Consider the following 20,011-nt stretch of genomic DNA (forward strand, 5'->3'; position numbering starts at 1 on the left):
CGCACGGGCGCTCGCCGAGCGGGACCAGGCACCTGAGGTCGCGCGGTGACCTCCACGGCCCGCAGCCCGCGCACGCCCACGGCCGTCGCGGCCACCGAGGACGAGGTGCTCCGCGTCGAGGACCTCACCGTGCGTCTCGGTGGGCGTCCGGTCCTGCACGACGTGGACCTCGTCGTCCGGCGGGGCGAGCTCGTCGGTCTCGCCGGGCCCAACGGCGCCGGCAAGACGACGCTCGTCCGCGCCGTCCTCGGCCTCGTCCGGCACGTGCACGGGCAGGTCCACGTGCCAGGCGCACCGGCCACCGTCGGGTACGTCCCCCAGCGGCACGAGTTCGCGTGGGACTACCCGGTGTCCGTCGAGCAGGTCGTGATGTCCGGGCTCGTCCGTGCCGTGGGGTTCCTGCGGCAGCCCACCGTCGACCACCACCGCGCGGTGCGTGAGGCGCTGGACCGGGTGGCGATGTCGCACCTGCGGCGCCGCACGGTCGGAGAGCTGTCCGGGGGGCAGCGTCAGCGCGTCCTGGTGGCACGGGCCCTGGCCCGCCGTCCCAGCCTCCTGCTCCTCGACGAACCATGGACGGGGCTCGACGCGCCGACGCAAGAGCTGCTCACCGACCTGCTGCACCACCTGTGCGCCGGTGGCACCGCGGTGCTGATGTCCACCCACGACCTCGTGGACGCCGTCGCGACGTGCGACCGGCTCTGCCTGCTGAACCGCACGGTCGTCGCATCGGGTCGACCCGGCGAGCTGAGGGACCCCGCCACCTGGATGCGCACGTTCGGGGTGTCCGAGCGGTCGCCGCTGCTCGTCGCCCTCGGTCTCGTGGAGCGTCCGGCGCCGCGCGTGCCGGAGGTGGCGTCATGAGCGCCGCGCTCGAGTTCCTCCAGGCGTTGCTCGTCCCCGAGCTGACCTACGTCACCAAGGCCGCGCTCGTGGCCGTCGCCGCCAGCATCGTGTGCGGTGTGATCGGCTGCCACGTCGTGCTGCGCGGCATGGCCTTCGCGGGCGACGCGGTCGCCCACGCGGTGCTGCCCGGGCTCGCGGTGGCGTTCCTCCTGCAGGGGTCCTTGGTCCTCGGCGGGGTGGTGTCCGGCGTCGTCACCGCGGTGCTGATCGCCCTGGTGGCCCAGCACCGACGGCTCCGTGACGACGCGGTCATCGGCGTCTTCTTCGTGGGCGCGTTCGCCCTGGGCATCGTGCTGGTCTCCAGGGCGCCGGGGTACACCGGTTCCCTCCAGCAGTTCCTCGTCGGCTCCGTCACCGGGGTCACCGAGGCGGACGTGGTGACCGTCCTCGGCAGCGCTCTCGTCCTGCTCGTCGTCACCGCCGCGCTGCACAAGGAGCTGGTGGCGGTGAGCCTGGACCGGGAGTCCGCGCGAGCGGCCGGGTTGCCGGTGCTCACCCTCGACGTGGTCCTGTACGTCCTGATCACGGTGGCAGTGGTGATCTCCGTCCAGACGATCGGGACGGTCCTGGTGCTCGCCCTCCTCATCACCCCGCCCGCGACGGCACGCATGCTCACCGACCGACTCGTGCCGATGATGGCGGCCGCGGCCGCCACGGGTGCCGTCGCGGCCGTCGTCGGGCTCGGCCTGTCCTGGGGCCTGGGCTGGCCTGCCGGTGCGTCGGTCGTGCTCGTCGCCACCGGCATCTTCGCGGTCGTGTGGCTGCTGGCGCCACGGCACAGGTTCCTCGTCCGGGGTCGTCACCGGGTGCCCGACGAACCCGTGCCCGGGCAGGACGGGCCCCGCGCAGGCGTGACCCGGCCCGCGGTGCCGGGTCACGCCTCCGGTGAGTGGTGGTCGAAGTTCGCCACCCCACGCCTCCAGTAGCCCGTCATGGCGAACGAGTCGCGGCGCAGGCCGCGTGCGGCCAGGCCGGTGCGGATCGCGCGCACGGCTGCGGTCTCACCCGCGGCCCACGCCCACACCGTGCCGTCGCCCAGGGGCGTACCGGCGACCGCGTCCGGGAGCAGGGTCGTGGTGCCCGGCGCGGCGCCGCGACGGTGGTGCCAGGTCACCCGGTGCCCGCCGAGGGCCTCCTCGGGGAGCTCGTCGGCCTCGTCCTGCACCTCGACGTGCGCGACGACGTCCGCGGTCGTGGGCAGACGGTCCAGCCAGTTGAGCAGGGCCGGCAGCCCCGTCTCGTCCGCGGCGAGGACGTACCGGTCCCGGTCCAGGGGCGGCAGCGCCGAACCGCGGGGCCCGAGCGTGGCGAGCTCCTGTCCCGGCGCGGCCCGGGCGGTCCAGCGGCCGGCGGGACCGTGGTCGTGCACGACCATGTCCAGGACGAGCCCGACGGTGGGGTCGAAGGTGCGCACCGTGTAGTCCCGGTGCAGCAGGGCGGGGTCCTCGCGGTTCACCCACCGACCCTCCTCGACGACCGGCACGACCAGGCCCTGCGGCCCCGGGAAGAACACCTTCACGTGGTCCAGGGGCCCCCACGCCCGGAAGCCCGCCAGGTCGGAGCCCGTCAACGTGACCCGACGCAGCCTGGGGCCCAGGTCCTGGACGGCGGAGACCGTGAGGCGTCGCGCCGTGGGCGGGTGCGGGACGCGGCGCACGGGGTCCGGGGCGGTCGCGCCGTCCGAGGTCAGGGCGTCGGTCGCGGTCTCGCTGGCTGGTGCGGTCACGGGTGTCCTCACGTCGGGAGTTGCACAGGATGTAGTTGGTTAGGCTAACCTTCGCTGGCCTGAGCAAGGCAAGCCTAACCTCACTGAACGGAGCCGCATGACCGCCACCCGGAGCCGCGCCCTCGGGCGCCCCACCGCAGGGCTCGCCCTCGCCGCCGTCCTCGCCCTCGGCCTGACCGCCTGCGCGGACGCCACCGCAGAGACCGCGGACCCCACGCCCGACGCCCGCGGGGCCACCGTCGACGAGCCGGCCGAGGTCACCGTCACTCACGCGCAGGGTGAGACGACCGTCCCGGTCAACCCCGAGGTCGTCCTCACCTTCGACCTCGCCACCCTCGACACCCTCGACGTCCTGGGCATCGGCGTCGACGGCGTGCCCAAGTCGAACCTCCCCGGGCGCCTCGCCGCCTACGACACCGACGACCACCTCGACATCGGCACCCTCTTCGAGCCCGACTACGAGGCCGTCAACGCCGCCCGGCCCGACCTGATCATCGTCGCCGGACGGTCCTCCAGCGCGCTGCCCGAGCTCGACAAGATCGCGCCCACCATCGACCTGTCCAACGACTGGGCCGACTTCCGCACCAGCATCGAGGACAACTCGCGCATCCTCGGGCAGATCTTCGACGTGGAGGCCGAGGTCGACCGCCTGATCGCCGACCTCGACGCCGGCATCACCCGGACCCGTGAGATCACCGCCGACGCGGGTGAGGCGCTCATCGTCCTCACCGCCGGCGGCGAGGTGACGGCCTACGGCCCTGGGTCCCGGTTCGGGTTCCTGCACGACGAGCTGGGCGTGACCCCCGCCATCGAGGACGTCGAGGAGGCCACCCACGGCGAGGCCATCAGCTTCGAGCTCATCGCCGAGACCGACCCCGACTGGCTCGTCGTCGTCGACCGTGACGCCGCCACCGGCGAGGCCGGTGCCGCCGCCGAGCAGGTCCTGGACAACGAGCTCGTCGCGACCACCACCGCGTGGAGCGAGAACCAGGTCCACTACGTCGACCCCGTCGACTGGTACATCATCAACGGCGGACTGGGCACCCTCCAGCGCGTCGTCGACGAGGTCGCAGGCGCGTTCGACCGCTGATGACTGTCACGACCACGGCCCCCGTCACCGGACCGGCGCCCGCATCCACCACCGCACCCGCGCAGCGGGGTGCAGGGCGCCTGCTCGGGGTCGGGGCCGTGGTCGTGGCCTGCCTCGGCGTGGTGAGCCTGTTCGTCGGGGTCGGTGACCTCACGCCGGCAGGGCTCTGGTCCGCGGTGACCAACCCGGACGACGACGGGCGGGCGGTCCTGATGCTGCTCGTCTCACGGGTGCCCCGCACCGTGGCGACCCTCCTCGCGGGCGCCGCCGTCGCCATCGCGGGGATGATCATGCAGATCCTGGTGCGGAACCGGTTCGTGGAACCCTCCACGGTGGGGACCACCGAGTCCGCAGCGCTCGGCATCCTCACCGTCACCCTCCTGGCTCCCGGCATGCCGCTGCCCGCCAAGATGGGTGTCGCGGCCCTGTTCGCCCTCGCCGGGACGGCGCTGTTCCTGCGCATCCTGCAGGCGGTCCCGCTGCGGTCGGTGCTCGTCGTCCCCCTGATCGGCATCATGCTCGGCGGCGTCATCAGCGCCGTCACCACGTTCGTCGCCTACCGCACCGACCTGCTGCAGTCCCTCGGGGTGTGGATGACCGGCGACTTCTCCGGGGTCCTGCGCGGGCGGTACGAGATGCTGTGGATCACCGCGGCGCTCACCCTCGTCGCCTACCTCGCGGCGGACCGCTTCACGGTCGCGGGCCTCGGTGAGGCGTTCAGCACCAACCTCGGCCTCGGGTACCGGGCCACCATGACCCTCGGTCTGGTGATCGTCTCCCTCGTCAGCGCCGTCGTCGTGGTCACCGTGGGGATCATCCCGTTCCTCGGTCTCGTCGTCCCGAACGTCGTCTCGCTGCTGGTCGGCGACAACGTGCGCCGCACCGCCCCGTTCGTCGCGCTCGGCGGCGCCGGCCTGGTCCTCGTCTGCGACCTGGTCGGACGAACCATCCGCTACCCGTACGAGGTCCCCGTGGGGGTCGTCGTCGGTGTGCTCGGCGCGGTCGTGTTCCTGTACCTCCTGCTGCGGCGCGGTTCCCGTGCTGCCTGACCCGAGCAGGGCCCACGCGGGCGCCGCACCCGTCCCGGGCGCACCCTCCGTGACGCGACGCGCTGCGGCCTCCCGGCGCAACCGGCGCGTGCTGGCGACCCTCGCCCTGCTGCTCGTGGCCGCGACCGTGGCGTTCATGACCCTCCAGGCGCGCGGTGCGTGGGACTTCGTCCTGCCGTTCCGCGGGGTGCGGCTCGCGGCCCTCCTGCTGGTGGCCTACGCGGTCGCGGTCTCCACCGTCCTGTTCCAGACCGTCACCGACAACCGGATCCTCACGCCCTCGATCATGGGGTTCGACTCGTTGTACGTGCTGATCCAGACGGTTCTGGTCTTCACCCTCGGAAGCGCCCGGCTCGCCGGGGTCGACCCCCGCCTGGCATTCGTCGTCGAGACCCTGCTCATGGTGGCGCTCGCCGGGCTGCTGTTCCGGTGGCTGTTCACCGGCGCGCGTCGCAGCCTGCACCTGCTGCTGCTCGTCGGGGTGGTGCTGGGGGTGCTGTTCACCAGCCTCTCCCGGATGATGCACCGCCTGATGGACCCGAACGAGTTCGCCGTCCTCCAGGACGCCCTGTTCGCGAGCTTCAACGCCGTCGACCCGACCCTCCTGGGTGCGGCGACGCTCCTGGTCGCCGGCGCGTCGGCGGTCGCGTGGCGGGTGCGGCACGACCTGGACGTCCTGCTGCTCGGCCGCCAGACCGCGATCGGCCTCGGTGTGGACCACGCCCGCGTGGTGACGACCGTGCTGGTCGTGGTGGCGGTGCTGGTGTCGGTGTCGACCGCTCTGGTCGGGCCCGTGACGTTCTTCGGGCTGCTGGTCGTGAGCGTGGCCTACCAGCTGGCCGCCGGCCACCAGCACCGTGTCGTGGTGCCCGTGGCGGTCCTGGTCGCCGCGGTGTGCCTGATCGGCGGGCAGACCGTCCTGGAGCGGGTGTTCGCCCTGAACACCGCGCTCAGCGTCATCATCGAGTTCGTGGGAGGTCTGGTGTTCATCGCCCTGCTGCTACGAGGGAGCCGACGATGATCGAGATCGTCCGGGCGACCAAGACCTACGGCACGACCCGCGTGGTCGACGGCGTGGACCTGCTGATCCCACGCGGTGGGGTCACCTCCGTCATCGGTCCCAACGGCGCCGGGAAGTCCACGCTCCTGTCGATCGCCGGTCGGCTCCTCGAGGCCGACGGGGGCACGGTCCACGTCGACGGCATGGACGTGCACACCACCCGCAGCGACGTGCTCGCGCGACGGCTCGCCACGCTCCGTCAGGACAACCACCTGACCGCCCGCCTGACCGTCCGCGACCTGGTGGCGTTCGGTCGCTACCCGTGGTCCAAGGGCCGGCCCACCCCCGACGACGAGCTCCACGTGTGCCGGGCCCTGGAGTTCCTCGAGCTGACCGACCTGGCCGAGCGGTACCTGGACGAGCTGTCCGGGGGGCAGCGGCAGCGCGCGTTCGTCGCGATGGTGCTGTGCCAGGACACCGACTACGTGCTCCTGGACGAGCCGCTCAACAACCTGGACATGCGCCACCAGGTCGCCATGATGCGTCTGGTACGTCGCACGGCCGACGAGCTGGGCCGGACCGTGGTCATGGTCCTGCACGACGTCAACGTCGCCGCCCGCTACAGCGACCACCTCGTGGCGATGCGCGACGGGGTCGTCGTGCACCAGGGTCCACCGGACCGGATCGTCCGCACCGACGTGCTGCGCGACGTCTACGACATGCACATCCCCGTCCACCGCGTCGACGGCCACCCCGTCGCGATCTGCACGGGCTGAAGAGCCGCCGTCAGGACGCGTCGTCGAGGGGCGCCTTGTGGTCGAAGTTCGGGACCCCGGCACGCCAGTACCCGGTCATCGACAGGTTCTGCCGCTCCACGGACCGGGCCAGCAGGTCGCGGCGGACGTCCCGGACGACGGAGGCCTCGGCACCGGCCCACACCCACGGCCGGGTGCTGGGCAGCGGCGTGGCGGCGACGGCGTCCCGCAGGTGGGTGCCGGTGCCCGGCGGCGTGGCGCCGCGGTGCACCCAGGTGACGGTCACCCCGTCACGGGTCGGCAGCTCGACCTGCTCCTCGGGGCCCTGGACCTCGACCACGACGTGCACGCGCCCGGGGCGGTCGGCGAGCATCCCCAACCAGTTCGTGACCGCGGGCAGCCCGGTGAGGTCTGCGACCAGCAGGTACCCGTCCAGGTCCAGGGGCGGCACCTTGGACGTCTTGGGTCCGTACACGCCCAGCACCCGGCCCGGTTCTGCCGCCGCCGCCCACCGTCCGGCCGGCCCGTCCTCGTGCAGGGCCATGCCCATGACCAGGCCGGTGCCGTCGACGTCCCGTCGGACGGTGTACTCCCGGCACACGTACCGGGGGTCGTTGCGTGAGGTGAAGCCCTCCGTGGGCACGGCCGGTTCCCCGTCGGGCTCGGTCGGGAAGAACACCTTGGCGTGGTCGCTGGGTCCGTGGAACACCAGGTCGTCCAGGTCCGGCCCCTCGAACACGACCCGGCGCATGCCCGCCCCCCGGGGTTCGACGCGGGCGACGGTCACGCGGCGCAGGCGGGCATCCAGGGCGTGGCGTTCGATCAGGGGCACGAACCGACCCTACGCCCGGCCCGGCCGCGGGCGGACGGGCGTCACCGGCACAGCTCGGCCGCGATCTCGTCCCCGTCCTGCACGGCCTCGACCTCGAGGATCACGCCCTCGCGCTGGAACACCACCTCGATCGTGTCACCCAGGTCGTTCACGACCCGGGTCTCCCACCCGCCCGCCGGCTGGGTGGTCGCCAGGACCAGGCCCTCGTCGGTGGTGGCCACGCTCATGGTGCCGGCGTCGGCGACGGCGAACAGGCCGTCCTCCTCGACGGTGAGCGTCACGCACTCGCCGGGCCCGGGGGAGGGCCCGGCGCCCGGGACGGCGGTCTGCCCGTCCTCGTCCACCGCGGCGCCGTCGTCGGCGGTCGGGTCCTCGTCGAGCGGGGGGTCGCTGTCCTCGGCGAGGCCTTCGCCCATGTCGTCCTGCGGCCCGGGCGTGAACTCCTCACCGATGTCGGGGTCGGTGGTGCAGGCCGCCAGTGCGAGGACTGCGGCGCAGGTGAGGGTGAGTACGGGGCGTCGGGTCATCGGGGGCTCCTCCGGGTGGTCGTCCCTCACCAGCACAACACGCCCGTCCGCTCCCGGCATCCGGTGGGTCAGCCCGCGTCGGCGCCCACCCGGTGGACCAGGTGCCCGGGGACGACGTCGTCGTGGCTGTACCTGGAGGTGAACGTTCCCCGCCCGCCCGTCAGGGACCGCAGGTCCAGCAGGTACCGGGTGAGCTCGGCCCTGGGGACGTGGGCGGCGATGCGGCACGACCCGTCAGGCAGGACGTCCGAACCGGTGATGCGGCCCCGGCGGGCCGAGAGGTCCCCCAGCACCTCGCCCTGCAGCTCGCTCGGGACGACCACCGCGACCTCGTCGACCGGCTCGAGGACGACCGTGCCGGCGTGGGCGAGCGCCTGGCGCAGGCCGTGGGCCGCGGCGTTGCGGAACGCCATGTCGGAGGAGTCCACGGCGTGGGCGCGCCCGTCGTGGCACTCGACCTCCAGGTCCACCACCGGGTACCCGCGGGGCCCGCCGTCGGCCATCGCCTCGCGGATCCCGCGCTCGACGGACGGCAGGTAGGACCGTGGCACGGACCCACCCACCACGGTGCTGCGGAACACCAGCCCCTCCCCGCGCGTCAGGGGCCGGACGCGCAACCGGACGACGGCGAACTGGCCGTGCCCTCCGGACTGCTTCTTCACCTTGCCCTCGACGTCGGCCGCCGCGGCGATCGTCTCCCGGTAGGCGACCTGGACCGGCTCGGTCCTGACCCTGACCCCGAGCTTGCGCTCGAGGCGCTCGAGCGCGACCGCGAGGTGCACGTCGCCGAGTCCGCGCAGCACCGTCTGGGCGTGCCCGGCGCCCGCGGGCGCGGCCAGGCGTTCGACGCAGAGGGTGGGGTCCTCGGCGCACAGGCGCGCCAGTGCGCCGGACAGCTTGTCGTCGTCGGCCTGGGTGAGGGGTACCAGTGCGGTGGCGTACACGTGCGGTCGCGGTGGGGTCAGCGGCATCCGGACGCCGTGCCCGCGTGGTGCGAGCAAGGACCCGGTCGGTGTCGCGCTGAGCTTGGGCACGGCCGCGACCTGCCCGGTGGTCACGGCCGACGTGGGCAGGTGCGTGGTGCCGCGCAGGCGGAACAGCCCGTGCAACCGCTCCTCGACGCCCGTGGTGGTGTTGACCAGGCGGTCGTCCTCCCGCAGGGTGCCGCTGATCACCTTGAGCAGCGAGACCTGCCCCACGTAGGGGTCGGCGACGGTGCGGAACACGTGGGCGAGAGGCTCCGCGTCCGGATCGGGGGTGACGGTGAGCGGTCCGTCCGGGTGGCCGGCGAGCTCGACCGTGACGGGACGTGGGCCGGGCCCCAGCTCGCAGACCAGGTCCGCGAGCCGGTCGACGCCCACCCCCGTGGTGGCCGACCCGAGGAGCACCGGGAAGGCGCTGCAGGTGAGGACCTCGTGGGCCAGGGCGCGGCCGAGGTCCGCGACGCTGGGCAGCTCCCCGGCGAGGTACCGTTCGAGCTGCTCGTCGTCTCCGGCGACGATCTCCTCGGTGACCTGGTCGTGCAGGGCCTGCTCCTGGGCGGCGAGCCCGGGTGGCATGGGGTCGGTGTGGTGGGTGCCGTCGGAATGGTAGGTGAGGTTCTGATCGGACAGGACGTCGGCGATCCCGTGCAGGTCGCCCTCCTCACCGACGGGCAGCTCCAGGGGCACCACGTGGGGTCCGAGCTCGGCGCGCAGCTCGGCCAGCACGCGTGCGAAGCATGCCCGGGGCTTGTCCTCCTTGGTGACGAACAGCATGCGGGGGATGCCGCGGGCGGCGCACAGGTCCCACACGGCCCGGGTGCCGACCTGCACCCCGTCGACCGCGCTGACCACCACCAGCGCGAGGTCGGCCACGGACAGGGCGGCGTCGACGGCGCCCGCGAAGTCGGCGTAGCCGGGGGTGTCCAGCAAGGTGACCTCGTACGCCTCGCCGTCGTCCGCCGTCCAGGTGAAGGGCGCGACCGCGAGGCCGATCGAGATGCCGCGGCGGATCTCCTCCGGTTCGGTGTCGCACACGGTCGTGCCGTCCTCGACCGTGCCGCGCCTGGTGGTGGCGCCCGCCCGGTGCAGCAAGGCCTCGGCGAGCGTCGTCTTGCCGACGCCGCTGTGGCCCACCAGGGCCACTGTGCGGATCCGGGTCGGGTGTACCTGGTCCATGACGGTTCTCCCTCGTTGGAGCGGCCCTTGTGCGCAGGCTAGGTGGGGGCCCGCGCACGGGGGAACGGACCTACGTCACCTGCGCGGGTCGGGACCTGGGGCCTCCCGCTCGCGGAGTGGGAGCGATATAGTTCCTACCCGTAAGTGGGAGCGCTCCCGCCACGGGACGCTGCGGACCACGTGGTCGCCCGGGCCCCGCCCACGACCTCCACCCGTCCACGAGAGGCATCACCATGCGTTACGGGCACTTCGACGACGAATCCCGCGAGTACGTCATCACGACGCCGCACACGCCGTACCCGTGGATCAACTACCTCGGGTCCGAGCAGTTCTTCTCGCTGATCTCCCACCAGGCCGGTGGGTACGCGTTCTACCGCGACGCGAAGATGCGTCGCCTGACGCGCTACAGGTACAACAACGTCCCCGTCGACGCCGGGGGGCGCTACCTGTACCTCAACGACGACGGCGACGTGTGGACGCCGTCGTGGATGCCGGTCAAGGCCGACCTGGACCACTTCGAGACGCGCCACGGACTGGGCTACACCCGCATCACCGCCGAGCGCGGGGGGCTGCGGGCCGAGACCCTCGTGTTCGTCCCCCTCGGTGAGGACGCCGAGGTCCAGCGGGTCACCCTCACCAACACCAGCGACGCACCCAAGTCGGTCAAGGCGTTCTCGTTCGTGGAGTTCTGCCTCTGGAACGCCCAGGACGACCAGACCAACTACCAGCGCAACCTGTCGCTGGCCGAGGTCGAGGTCGAGCTCGACGGCCCCCACGGCAGCGCGATCTACCACAAGACCGAGTACCGCGAGCGCCGCAACCACTACGCGGTGTTCGGTGTGAACGCCCGGGCGGCCGGCTTCGACACCGACCGGGACGCCTTCGTCGGTGCGTACAACAGCCTGGGTGAGGCGGCGGTGCCGCGCGCCGGGCGGTCGACGGGGTCGGTGGCCTCGGGCTGGTACCCGATCGGCTCCCACCAGCTGGACGTGGACCTGGCGCCGGGGGAGTCGCGGACGCTGACGTTCGTGCTCGGGTACGTCGAGAACCCGCCCGAGGGCAAGTGGGCCGACGACGCCCACCAGCTCGTGGACCGGGGTCGTGCCCACGCGCTGCTGGGCCGGTTCGCGACCACCGAGCAGGTGGACGCCGCGTTCGAGGCCCTGGGCGCCTACTGGACCGAGCTGCTGTCGCGGTACTCGGTGCGGTCCACCGACGAGAAGCTGGACCGGATGGTCAACATCTGGAACCAGTACCAGTGCATGGTCACGTTCAACATGTCGCGGTCGGCGTCGTTCTTCGAGACGGGAATCGGCCGGGGCATGGGGTTCCGGGACTCCAACCAGGACCTGCTCGGGTTCGTGCACCTGGTGCCCGAGCGGGCGCGGGAGCGGATCCTGGACATCGCCGCGACCCAGTTCCCCGACGGGTCGGCCTACCACCAGTACCAGCCGCTGACCAAGCGGGGGAACAACGACATCGGGTCCGGCTTCAACGACGACCCGTTGTGGCTGATCGCGGGGGTCGCGGCCTACGTCAAGGAGACCGGCGACTGGTCGATCCTGGACGAGCAGGTGCCGTTCGACAACGAGCCGGGGTCCGAGGTGCCGCTGTTCGAGCACCTGACGCGGTCGTTCGAGTTCACGGTCAACCACCTCGGCCCCCACGGGCTGCCGCTCATCGGGCGTGCCGACTGGAACGACTGCCTGAACCTGAACTGCTTCTCGACCGAACCGGGTGAGTCGTTCCAGACGACCGAGAACCAGTCCGGCGGGGCGGCGGAGTCGCTGTTCATCGCGGCCCAGTTCGTCCTCTACGGGGCCGAGTACGCCGAGCTCGCCGACCGGCGCGCGTTGCCGGAGGTCGCGGCCAAGGCCCGCCAGTCGGTCGAGGAGATGCGCGAGGCGGTCCTGACCCACGGGTGGGACGGGCAGTGGTTCCTGCGCGCCTACGACTACGACGGCAACAAGATCGGCACCCACGAGGACACCGAGGGCAAGATCTGGATCGAGCCCCAGGGCGTGGCCGTCATGGCCGGCATCGGGGTGCGGACGGGACCCGACGGGCAGGTGTCGGGGCCGGCGGTGCAGGCGCTGGACGCGGTCGGCGAGATGCTCGCCACCGACCACGGCATGGTCCTGCAGTACCCCGCCTACCGGACCTACCGGGTGAGCATGGGTGAGGTCTCCACCTACCCGCCCGGGTACAAGGAGAACGGCGGCATCTTCTGCCACAACAACCCGTGGGTCATCATCGGCGAGACGGTGCTGGGTCGGGGTGAGCGGGCGTTCGACTACTACCGGCGCATCACCCCCGCCTACCGGGAGGACATCAGCGACGTGCACCGGCTCGAGCCGTACGTGTACGCCCAGATGATCGCCGGCAAGGAGGCGCCCCGGCACGGGGAGGCCAAGAACTCCTGGCTCACCGGTACCGCGGCGTGGAACTTCGTGGCCGTCAGCCAGCACCTGCTGGGTGTGCGTCCCGGGTACGAGGGGCTGGTCGTCGACCCGCAGATCGGCCCGGACGTCCCCTCGTTCACGGTGCGCCGGGTGGTGCGTGGTGCCACGTACGAGATCACCGTCGAGAACTCCGGGGCACCCGGGTCACGTGCGCGCCTGACCGTCGACGGCGTCGACGTGGACGGCAACGAGGTGCCCTACGCCCCTGCGGGCGCGACGGTGCAGGTCACCGCGCGTCTGTGAACGTCCCGGGGTGATGGCCCACGACGTCCAGGGGGCGGCCATCACCCCGGGACCTTCCCGCAGCCCCCTGTGGAGGACGCAACGATGCGTTACGGGTACTTCGACGACGCGGCTCGCGAGTACGTGATCACCCGGCCGGACACGCCCCGGTCGTGGATCAACTACCTGGGTTCACGCCTGTACGGCGGGATCACCACCCAGAACTCCGGCGGCTACTCGTTCTTCCGCTCCGGGGGTACGGGCCGGGTGCTGCGCATGCGGTTCAACGGTGTGCCGGTCGACGAGCCGGGCCGGTTCGTGTACCTGCGCGACGACGACGGCGCCGGCCCGCTGCCGGAGGGCGACTTCTGGTCGGCGTCGTGGCAGCCGGTCGGCAAGCCGCTGGACGGTGAGGGCGCGTACACCGCCAAGGTGCGCCACGGCCTGGGGTACTCGGTGTTCGAGGCCGACTACGGGGACGTCCACTCCGAGATGACGACGTTCATCCCTCGCGGCCAGGCGTTCGAGTACTGGGCCCTGACGGTCACCAACACCGGGCAGGTGCCCCGCCGGCTGTCGGTGTTCTCCTACGCCGAGCTCGCCAACGAGTGGAACTACCGCCAGGACCTGGAGAACCTCCAGTACTCCCAGTACGTGGTCCAGGCGACCTACGCCGACGGGATGATCCACCGCCGCAACTCCACCCGGGACGCGTTCAGCGAGCTGTGGTTCGCGCTCGCGGGCGCCCCGGTGGCGTCCTTCGACACCGACCGGGACGCGTTCCTCGGCCCGTACCGGACGCCGTCGGCGCCGTGGGCGGTCGAACGGGGGGAGTGCTCGGGCAGCGAGACGGTGGGCGACAACTCGTGCGCGTCGCTGCACGCCCGCCTGGAGCTGGCCCCGGGTGAGTCCCGTCAGGTGGTGTTCTGCCTGGGTGTGGGGTCACCGGACGAGCCGTGGACCGACTCGCGCGCCAGCGCCGGCGCCCCGGTGACGTTGCCGGCGGGCCGCGAGGTGGTCGCCGAGTACGCCACCCCCGAGCGGGTGCAGGCCGAGCTGGACGCGATCCGTCAGGAGTGGGCCGACCACGTCGCCCCGTTGCAGGTGCGCACACCCGACCCCGAGCTCGACTCGATGGTCAACGTGTGGCACGCCTACCAGACGCACATGACGTTCAACTGGTCCCGCGGGGTGTCCTTGGTGGAGGCCGGGGACCGGGACGGGCTGGGGTACCGCGACACCGTGCAGGACATGCTCGCGGTGATCCACGCGATCCCCGAGGCGGTGCGCGAGCGTCTGGACCTGATCCTGACCGGGCAGACCGCCGAGGGCGGGGGCATGCCCCTGGTCAAGCCGTTGGAGCACGTGCCGGGCCGCATGCCGACCCCGTCACTGGAGCAGTACAGGTCCGACGACGCCCTGTGGTTGCCGATCACGGTGGCGGCGTTCGTGCGCGAGACCGGCGACCTGGGCTACCTGGACCAGGTGCTGCCCTACGCCGACCACGGGGAGGCCGACGTGTTCGGTCACCTGGTGCAGGCGCTGCAGTTCTCCCTGGATCACCTCGGTGACAACGGGCTGGTGCAGGGCCTGGCGGCCGACTGGAACGACTGCCTGCAGTTCGGCACCACCGGCGAGTCGATGTTCTCCACGTTCCTGCTGGCCAACGGGTTGCGTGTGGTGCGGGAGCTGGCGCTGGAGTCGGGGCGGGCCGATGCCGCGTCCTGGGCGGCCGAGCGTCTGGAGGCCCTGGCCCCGGCGATCGACAAGGCCTGGGACGGTCAGTGGTTCATCCGTGGGATCTCGGCCACGGGTGCGGCCCTGGGGTCGCACCTGGCCGACGAGGGGCAGATCTACCTCGAGCCCAACGTGTGGGCGGTGATCAGCGGCGCGGTCGAGCCCGAGCGGGCCACGGCGGCCATGGACTCGGTGCACACCCGGTTGGCGAGCGAGCACGGGGTGGCGTTGTGCGACCCCCCGCACACCAAGCCCATGGAGGGCGTGGGCCTGTCCCTGCTGGTCTTCCCCGTGGGGCACAAGGAGAACGGCGGCATCTTCTGCCACGCGAACTCCTGGACGATCGTGGCCGAGGCGATGCTGGGCCGGGGCGACCGCGCCTACGAGTACTACCGCTCCTACCTGCCAGCCCGGTACAACGACAGCGCCGAGGTGCACCAGGCCGAGCCGTACGTGTACGCCCAGTTCACCCACGGGCCCACCTCGCCACGGTTCGGTCAGGCCCGCAACCCGTGGCTGACGGGCACCGCGAGCTGGACGTACGTCGGGGTCACCCAGCACATCCTGGGGATCCGGCCGGCGCTGGACGGCCTGGAGGTCGACCCGTGCCTGCCGACCACCTGGGACGGGTTCGAGGCGCGCCGGCGGTTCCGGGGGGCGTGGGTCACGGTCAAGGTCGAGAACCCCGACCACGTGTCCACCGGGGTGGTGCACCTGGACGTCGACGGCACCCGCGTCGAGGGGACGGTGGCCCCCGGGCACCTGCTGCGTGAGGGTGCGGTCGTCACCGTGCGGCTGGGGGCCTCTCAGGCGTAGGGCAGCACCGAGGAGCCGTCGCCCATCTTCTCGCCGCCGATCACGGCGAACGTCCCGTCGGCCTGCAGGATGATCGCCTCGACCGACGCCAGGGAGCCGTGGCCGTGCTCGCGCGCCGCCGAGTGCAGGTCGGAGTCGGTGAACCGGTGCCGGCGCATGGCCCTGGGCAGGGGCCGACCCTGGTGGTAGAGCAGGGTCGGCCCGCTGTCGACCAGGCGGGTGAAGCGGGCCGACCGTTGCCGGAGCTCGGCCATCACCCACTGGAGGGCCACCAGGGTCGTGAACGCCACGACCGCATCGGTGACGGTGACGTCGTCAGCGGTGATCACACGTCCGAACGCCGACCCCAGGGTCACGGTGAGGACGAAGTCGAACGGCGTCATCTTCGCCATGTTGCGCGGGCCGGTGACCCGCAGCAGCACCACCAGCCACGTGTACCCCAGGGTCGCGATCACGACCACGCGGATCAGCGGCTCCCAGCCGTCCCACCACAGGTTCAGGTCCATCACGGTGCCTCCCCACCTCGGGTCCGTGCGGTCGCACGACCCGACCAGGGTGGCTCAGGGGCGCCGACGGCGCGCGCGGGCACCCAGGGCCGCCAGGAGCACGGCGGCCAGCACCAAGAACCCCGGGATCACCAGGACGGCGCCCTCGGTGGCGGGCGTCATGGACCAGCCGGCATCGCGCTCGGCCCCGGCGAACGTGAGCCGCACGACCGTCAGGTAGCCCAGGTGCACCCCCACGGCGGTGCCGAGGGTCAGCACGCGCGTGGCCCCGCGGGCGTACCCCAGGGCCAGGCCGAGGACGGTCACGAGCACCAGGTAGGCGACCGGGTCCTCCCCGACGGGCGACAGCCGCACCTGCCCCCCGGCCAGCGCCTGCGGGAGGGTGATGAGCACGGAGGCCAGCACGGCGGTGACCAGGAAGACGGCGGTGGTGGCCGCTGCGGTCAGGTGCGGGCCGTACCGCTCCCGCAGCGCCGTCCACGCCAGGCCGCGCAGCGCGAGCTCCTCGGGGAACGCCTCCAGCAGCAGCGCGAGCACCGTGTTCACGGCGAGGAACACCACGACCCGGCCCGGGTCCAGCGGGCCCCAGGTGACCAGACCCGCGGCCGTCGCAGGTCCCAGGACCACCGCGGCGCACGCCGCGACCGCCGCGAACCCGGTGCCGACGCCGACGAGCGTGGAGCGGTTGCCGGTGAGGCCCAGGTCGTGCCAGGTGCGCCGACCGCGGGCCAGGTGGACAAGGCCGAGCACCAGGGCGCTCACCAGGACGACCGACACCAGGTCGGCCGGTAGCCCGGTCAGGCCCACGGCGCTGGTGAGGGCCCCGCCCAGGATGATCCCGGCGGCGATGCCGACGGCCGCGACCAGCCCGGCGAGCAGGGCGCGCGACCACGCCGCTGCGTGGTCCCGGTGCCGGGTGTCCTCGTCGCTCACCACGTCCGGGCCGTCCCCCTGGTACGACACAGGGCCCACGCTAACCAGCGCGGGCCCTGTGCGGGACGGGTGTCTCAGTTGGCGTCGAGGATGTCCACCACGAAGAGCAGCGTCTCCTCGGCGAGCTCGTGCTCAGGGCTGGACCCGTAGGCCATGTCCGGCGGGATGACCAGCAGGACCTGGCTGCCGACGGTCTGGCCGACGAGACCCTCGTCCCAGCCGGGGATGACCTGGCCGACGCCGATCATGGTCTCGAACGGCTGCCCCCGGTCCCAGGAGGAGTCGAACACCTCGCCGTCCAGGGTCCAGCCGGTGTAGTGGAAGGTGACCTGCTGGCCGGCCTCCACCGGCTCACCCGGGCCCACGATGAGCTCCTGGGCGACCAGCTCCTCGGGCGCCTCGTAGCCCTCGGGGATCTCCAGTGACGGGGCTCCGGCGTCGTCGAGGGTGACCTCGGGCAGGCCCTCGACCGGGTCCACGGCCTCGCCCTCGGCGCGGGTCGGGAGCGTCACCGCGTCGATGACCTCGACGGCCATGACGGTGGCGGGCACGGACTCCTCAGGGTCCATGGCGATCCCGGGGGCGGCGAACACGATCCGGACCCCGACCGACTCCCCGGTGAGGACGTCGTTGAGGGCGGGGAACAGCTGCGGGTCGCCGAGGATCAGGCTGTCCGGGTCGCCCTCCCAGGTCGATCCCTCCTGCTCACCGCTGTCACCGTCGTAGGCGACGTAGTGGATGGACAGGCGCTGCCCGTCCTCGAGCGGCTCCCCGGTGCCGGGCGTCTCGACCCGGGCGACCGGGTTGGTGACGGTGAACGGCTGGTCGAAGTCCATGGTCGGGGCGGAGCCGACCTCGCCGTCGACGGTGACGCCCTCGACGGCGGCGAGGTCCTCGGCAGAGGGTGCCGAGGTGCCGTCAGGTGCGTCCGCGGGCGGTGTGGTCTCCTCGGGTTCGTCGGTGCCGCACCCCGCCAGGAGCAGGGTGGTGGCGATCAGGGCGGCGGCCAGTCGGCGCACGGCATGTCCTTCGTCGTCGGTCGCGCGGGCTGACCCGCGGGTGCTGCCCGCACGTGACGGGCTCGTCGACACTAACGCCTCTGCCTGGGAGTCGGCTGGGAACGGAGGCCGGCATCCACTGCTGTCACGCCCCACGTGACCGTGGCGTCCATCCAGTGGGACGAGGGTTCACATGTCGGACGTCCCGGAGCGTAGGCTGTGCGACGTCCCATCACGAGCGGCTGAGAGACCTGGCTCGACGACGCCGCAGCAACCCCCCTCCCACGAGGGTGCGGGTGCTCATGCCAGGACCGATGGAGCTGTCGATGAGTACCTGGTCATGGTCCTGCCCACCCGTGGGCGTCGCTGCGCTGCTGCACGACGCCGCCCCCACCGTGTCGATCGAGGTGTACCCCCCGCGCAGCCCCGCCGGGGAGCGGTCCCTGAAGCGGACGCTGGACCACCTGGTCGAGCGGGTCGACTTCGTGTCCGTCACCCACGGAGCCGCCGGGTCCGCCCGGGAGACCACCAGGGAGGTCGTCCGGGACGTCCTGGCCCGCGGCGAGGTCCCGGTCGTGGCCCACCTGACCTGCCTGGGTGCCGGTGCGCGGGCGCTGCGGCGCGAGGTCGGTGGACTCCTGGACGACGGGGTGCGTGACCTCCTCGCCCTGCGCGGCGACACCCACGAGGGCCCGCCCGACCCGGATGGTCTGCAACGCGCCGACCAGCTCGTCACCCTCCTGCGGCGCATCGAGGAGGAGCGTTTCGACCGCCGCGTCCTCAGCATCGGCGTCGCCGCCGCCCCTGGAGGCCTGAGGCACGTGCCCGACCCGTGGGCCTACGGGGACCTCCAGGCCCTTCGCGCCAAGCGGGCCGCCGGGGCCGACCTGGGCTTCACGCAGGTGTTCTTCGACGTCGAGGACTACACCCGCTACGTCGACTCCGCCCGTGAGCTGGGCGTCGACATCCCTGTGGTCGCCGGCCTGGTGCCCCTGACCGACCCCCGTCGGCTCCGACGGCTCGAGGAGCTCACCGGGGTGCCGGTGCCGGCCAGGGTGCTCGACGTGCTGGACCGGGAGACCGACGACGCCCGTCGCCACGCGGCCGGTACCGCGATGGGCACCGAACTCGTCGAGCAGGTGCTCGCCGCCGGGGCCCCCGGGGTGCACCTGTACACGTTCAACCAGCACGCGGCCGCGGGCGACCTCGTCGACGTGGTCCGCGTCGCGCCTGCCGCGCGCTAGACCGCGCCGCACGCACCCCGGGACCGAGCCGCACGGCAGGTCCCCGTCGGTCGACCACTCCCACCGGTGCGCCCGTGGACCCCGCCGACCGGCCCGTCCGCCCGCTGATCCATCCGTCCATCCATCCGTCCATCCATCCGTCCGCCGTTCGACGACCAACGCAGGGGAGCTCCCATGAGCCACGCCGACGCCCGTACCGACACCGCCGCAGCACCCGCCCTTCCGGCAGCCACCGTCCTGGGGTACCCGCGCATCGGGCCCCGGCGCGAGCTCAAGACCGCCCTGGAGCGCTACTGGTCCGGGGCGTCCGACCTCGCCGAGCTGGAGCAGGCCGCGGCCGAGGTGCGCACCCGCACCCGCACCCGGCTCGTGGAGCTCGGGCTGCGGCGCGACGACGCGTCCGTGCCGTCGGCGTTCTCGTTCTACGACCCGGTCCTGGACGTGGTCACCCTGCTCGGCGCCGTGCCGTCGCGGTTCGCCGACCTCCCCGCCGCGGACGGATCGGTGGGGCTCGCCGAGTCGTTCGTCCTGGCGCGCGGTGACGAGGCCCGCGGCCCCCTGGAGATGACCAAGTGGTTCGACACCAACTACCACTACCTCGTCCCCGAGCTCGGGCCCCGCACCCCCATCGCGCTCGTCGGTGACCGGCCGGTGCGGGAGCTGCTCGAGGCCCGCGCCGACGGTGTGCAGGCCCGGCCGGTGCTCGTCGGCCCGGTGACGTTCCTGCTGCTGGCGAAGGCCGAGGACGGTGCCCCCGACGGCTTCCACCCGCTGGACCGCCTCGAGGACGTCCTCGACGCCTACGCCGCGCTGCTGCCCAGGCTCGCCGAGGCCGGTGCCGGGTGGGTCCAGCTGGACGAGCCCGGCCTGGTCGTCGACGGCGCGGTCCCGGCCGAGGACGTCCTGGCCGCGACCCGACGCGCCTACGAGCGCCTCACCGCCGTCACCGACAGGCCCGCGCTCCTGGTCACCACCCCCTACGGCGACCCCGGTGCCGCGCTTCCCGTGCTGCTCGGCACCGGTGTCGAGGGGATCGGCCTGGACCTGGT

16 protein-coding genes, 1 pseudogene and 1 riboswitch are annotated in these 20,011 nt (G+C 72.6%); of the genes and pseudogenes, 10 read left to right on the plus strand and 7 right to left on the minus strand.

The window, feature by feature from the left end:
• Positions 1 to 45 precede the first annotated feature (45 nt).
• Both N869_RS05420 and N869_RS05425 read left to right on the plus strand, forming a co-directional pair.
• Positions 46 to 864, plus strand: coding sequence for an anchored repeat-type ABC transporter ATP-binding subunit (locus N869_RS05420; protein WP_052105079.1), 819 nt, complete (start codon positions 46 to 48; stop codon positions 862 to 864).
• Positions 861 to 1,832, plus strand: coding sequence for an anchored repeat-type ABC transporter permease subunit (locus N869_RS05425; protein WP_052105080.1), 972 nt, complete (start codon positions 861 to 863; stop codon positions 1,830 to 1,832). Before N869_RS05420 ends, N869_RS05425 begins: the two co-directional genes overlap by 4 nt.
• Here N869_RS05425 and N869_RS05430 read toward each other — a convergent pair.
• On the minus strand, positions 1,781 to 2,632 hold the full coding sequence (locus tag N869_RS05430) for a siderophore-interacting protein (RefSeq protein WP_052105082.1): 852 nt from the start codon (positions 2,630 to 2,632) through the stop codon (positions 1,781 to 1,783). The two genes, N869_RS05425 and N869_RS05430, sit on opposite strands and share 52 nt — an antisense overlap.
• A gap of 97 nt (positions 2,633 to 2,729) precedes the next feature.
• On the opposite strand from N869_RS05430, the gene N869_RS05435 reads away from it, so the two are divergent.
• The 4 genes from N869_RS05435 to N869_RS05450 are packed head-to-tail and all read left to right on the plus strand — an operon-like array spanning position 2,730 to position 6,547.
• The gene (locus N869_RS05435; RefSeq protein WP_052105085.1) at positions 2,730 to 3,722 is read left to right on the plus strand and encodes a siderophore ABC transporter substrate-binding protein; all 993 of its coding nucleotides are present in this window, start codon (positions 2,730 to 2,732) and stop codon (positions 3,720 to 3,722) included.
• Positions 3,722 to 4,771 carry an ABC transporter permease gene (locus N869_RS05440; RefSeq protein WP_084136480.1) on the plus strand — a complete coding sequence of 350 codons (1,050 nt, stop codon included), beginning with the start codon at positions 3,722 to 3,724 and terminating at the stop codon, positions 4,769 to 4,771. The genes N869_RS05435 and N869_RS05440 overlap by 1 nt, the downstream gene beginning before the upstream one ends.
• 49 nt (positions 4,772 to 4,820) lie before the next feature.
• Positions 4,821 to 5,792: an iron chelate uptake ABC transporter family permease subunit gene (locus N869_RS05445; RefSeq protein WP_035058931.1), complete on the plus strand. Its 972-nt coding sequence runs from the start codon at positions 4,821 to 4,823 to the stop codon at positions 5,790 to 5,792.
• The gene (locus tag N869_RS05450; RefSeq protein WP_035058899.1) at positions 5,789 to 6,547 is read left to right on the plus strand and encodes an iron ABC transporter ATP-binding protein; all 759 of its coding nucleotides are present in this window, start codon (positions 5,789 to 5,791) and stop codon (positions 6,545 to 6,547) included. Before N869_RS05445 ends, N869_RS05450 begins: the two co-directional genes overlap by 4 nt.
• 10 nt (positions 6,548 to 6,557) lie before the next feature.
• Here the strand turns inward: N869_RS05450 and N869_RS05455 are convergent, their stop codons facing one another.
• The 3 genes from N869_RS05455 to N869_RS05465 form a co-directional block, all read right to left on the minus strand.
• On the minus strand, positions 6,558 to 7,358 hold the full coding sequence (locus N869_RS05455; RefSeq protein ID WP_052105087.1) for a siderophore-interacting protein: 801 nt from the start codon (positions 7,356 to 7,358) through the stop codon (positions 6,558 to 6,560).
• Between the two features lie 41 nt (positions 7,359 to 7,399).
• Positions 7,400 to 7,885 carry a hypothetical protein gene (locus N869_RS05460; RefSeq protein ID WP_156968358.1) on the minus strand — a complete coding sequence of 162 codons (486 nt, stop codon included), beginning with the start codon at positions 7,883 to 7,885 and terminating at the stop codon, positions 7,400 to 7,402.
• A 68-nt stretch (positions 7,886 to 7,953) separates the two neighbouring features.
• Entirely contained in the window at positions 7,954 to 10,044 is a 2,091-nt protein-coding gene (locus tag N869_RS05465) for an elongation factor G (protein WP_035058904.1), read from the minus strand.
• A 233-nt stretch (positions 10,045 to 10,277) separates the two neighbouring features.
• Between N869_RS05465 and N869_RS05470 the strand changes: the two genes are divergently transcribed.
• Both N869_RS05470 and N869_RS05475 read left to right on the plus strand, forming a co-directional pair.
• Entirely contained in the window at positions 10,278 to 12,749 is a 2,472-nt protein-coding gene (locus tag N869_RS05470) for a GH36-type glycosyl hydrolase domain-containing protein (protein ID WP_035058907.1), read from the plus strand.
• An 84-nt stretch (positions 12,750 to 12,833) separates the two neighbouring features.
• Positions 12,834 to 15,281, plus strand: coding sequence for a GH36-type glycosyl hydrolase domain-containing protein (locus N869_RS05475; protein ID WP_035058910.1), 2,448 nt, complete (start codon positions 12,834 to 12,836; stop codon positions 15,279 to 15,281).
• On the opposite strand, the gene N869_RS05480 is transcribed toward N869_RS05475, so the two are convergent.
• Genes N869_RS05480 through N869_RS05490 form a run of 3 tightly spaced genes read right to left on the minus strand, consistent with a single transcriptional unit; the run spans position 15,272 to position 17,739 of the window.
• Positions 15,272 to 15,787: a DUF421 domain-containing protein gene (locus N869_RS05480; RefSeq protein WP_035058913.1), complete on the minus strand. Its 516-nt coding sequence runs from the start codon at positions 15,785 to 15,787 to the stop codon at positions 15,272 to 15,274. The two genes, N869_RS05475 and N869_RS05480, sit on opposite strands and share 10 nt — an antisense overlap.
• 54 nt (positions 15,788 to 15,841) lie before the next feature.
• Positions 15,842 to 16,750, minus strand: coding sequence for a CPBP family glutamic-type intramembrane protease (locus tag N869_RS16420; protein WP_052105089.1), 909 nt, complete (start codon positions 16,748 to 16,750; stop codon positions 15,842 to 15,844).
• 44 nt (positions 16,751 to 16,794) lie between these two features.
• On the minus strand, positions 16,795 to 17,739 hold the full coding sequence (locus tag N869_RS05490) for an FKBP-type peptidyl-prolyl cis-trans isomerase (protein ID WP_052105091.1): 945 nt from the start codon (positions 17,737 to 17,739) through the stop codon (positions 16,795 to 16,797).
• Between the two features lie 205 nt (positions 17,740 to 17,944).
• Positions 17,945 to 18,039, plus strand: a riboswitch (SAM riboswitch).
• A 5-nt stretch (positions 18,040 to 18,044) separates the two neighbouring features.
• Here N869_RS05490 and N869_RS05495 point away from each other — a divergent pair.
• Positions 18,045 to 18,962 (plus strand): methylenetetrahydrofolate reductase, encoded by a 918-nt coding sequence (locus tag N869_RS05495; protein WP_198025971.1) that lies wholly within the window; start codon positions 18,045 to 18,047, stop codon positions 18,960 to 18,962.
• A gap of 174 nt (positions 18,963 to 19,136) precedes the next feature.
• Positions 19,137 to 20,011: pseudogene (locus tag N869_RS05500) on the plus strand (5-methyltetrahydropteroyltriglutamate--homocysteine S-methyltransferase); the annotation flags it as partial.

It is taken from the genome of Cellulomonas bogoriensis 69B4 = DSM 16987 (assembly GCF_000767165.1).
In the GTDB taxonomy this organism is placed as follows: domain Bacteria; phylum Actinomycetota; class Actinomycetes; order Actinomycetales; family Cellulomonadaceae; genus Actinotalea; species Actinotalea bogoriensis.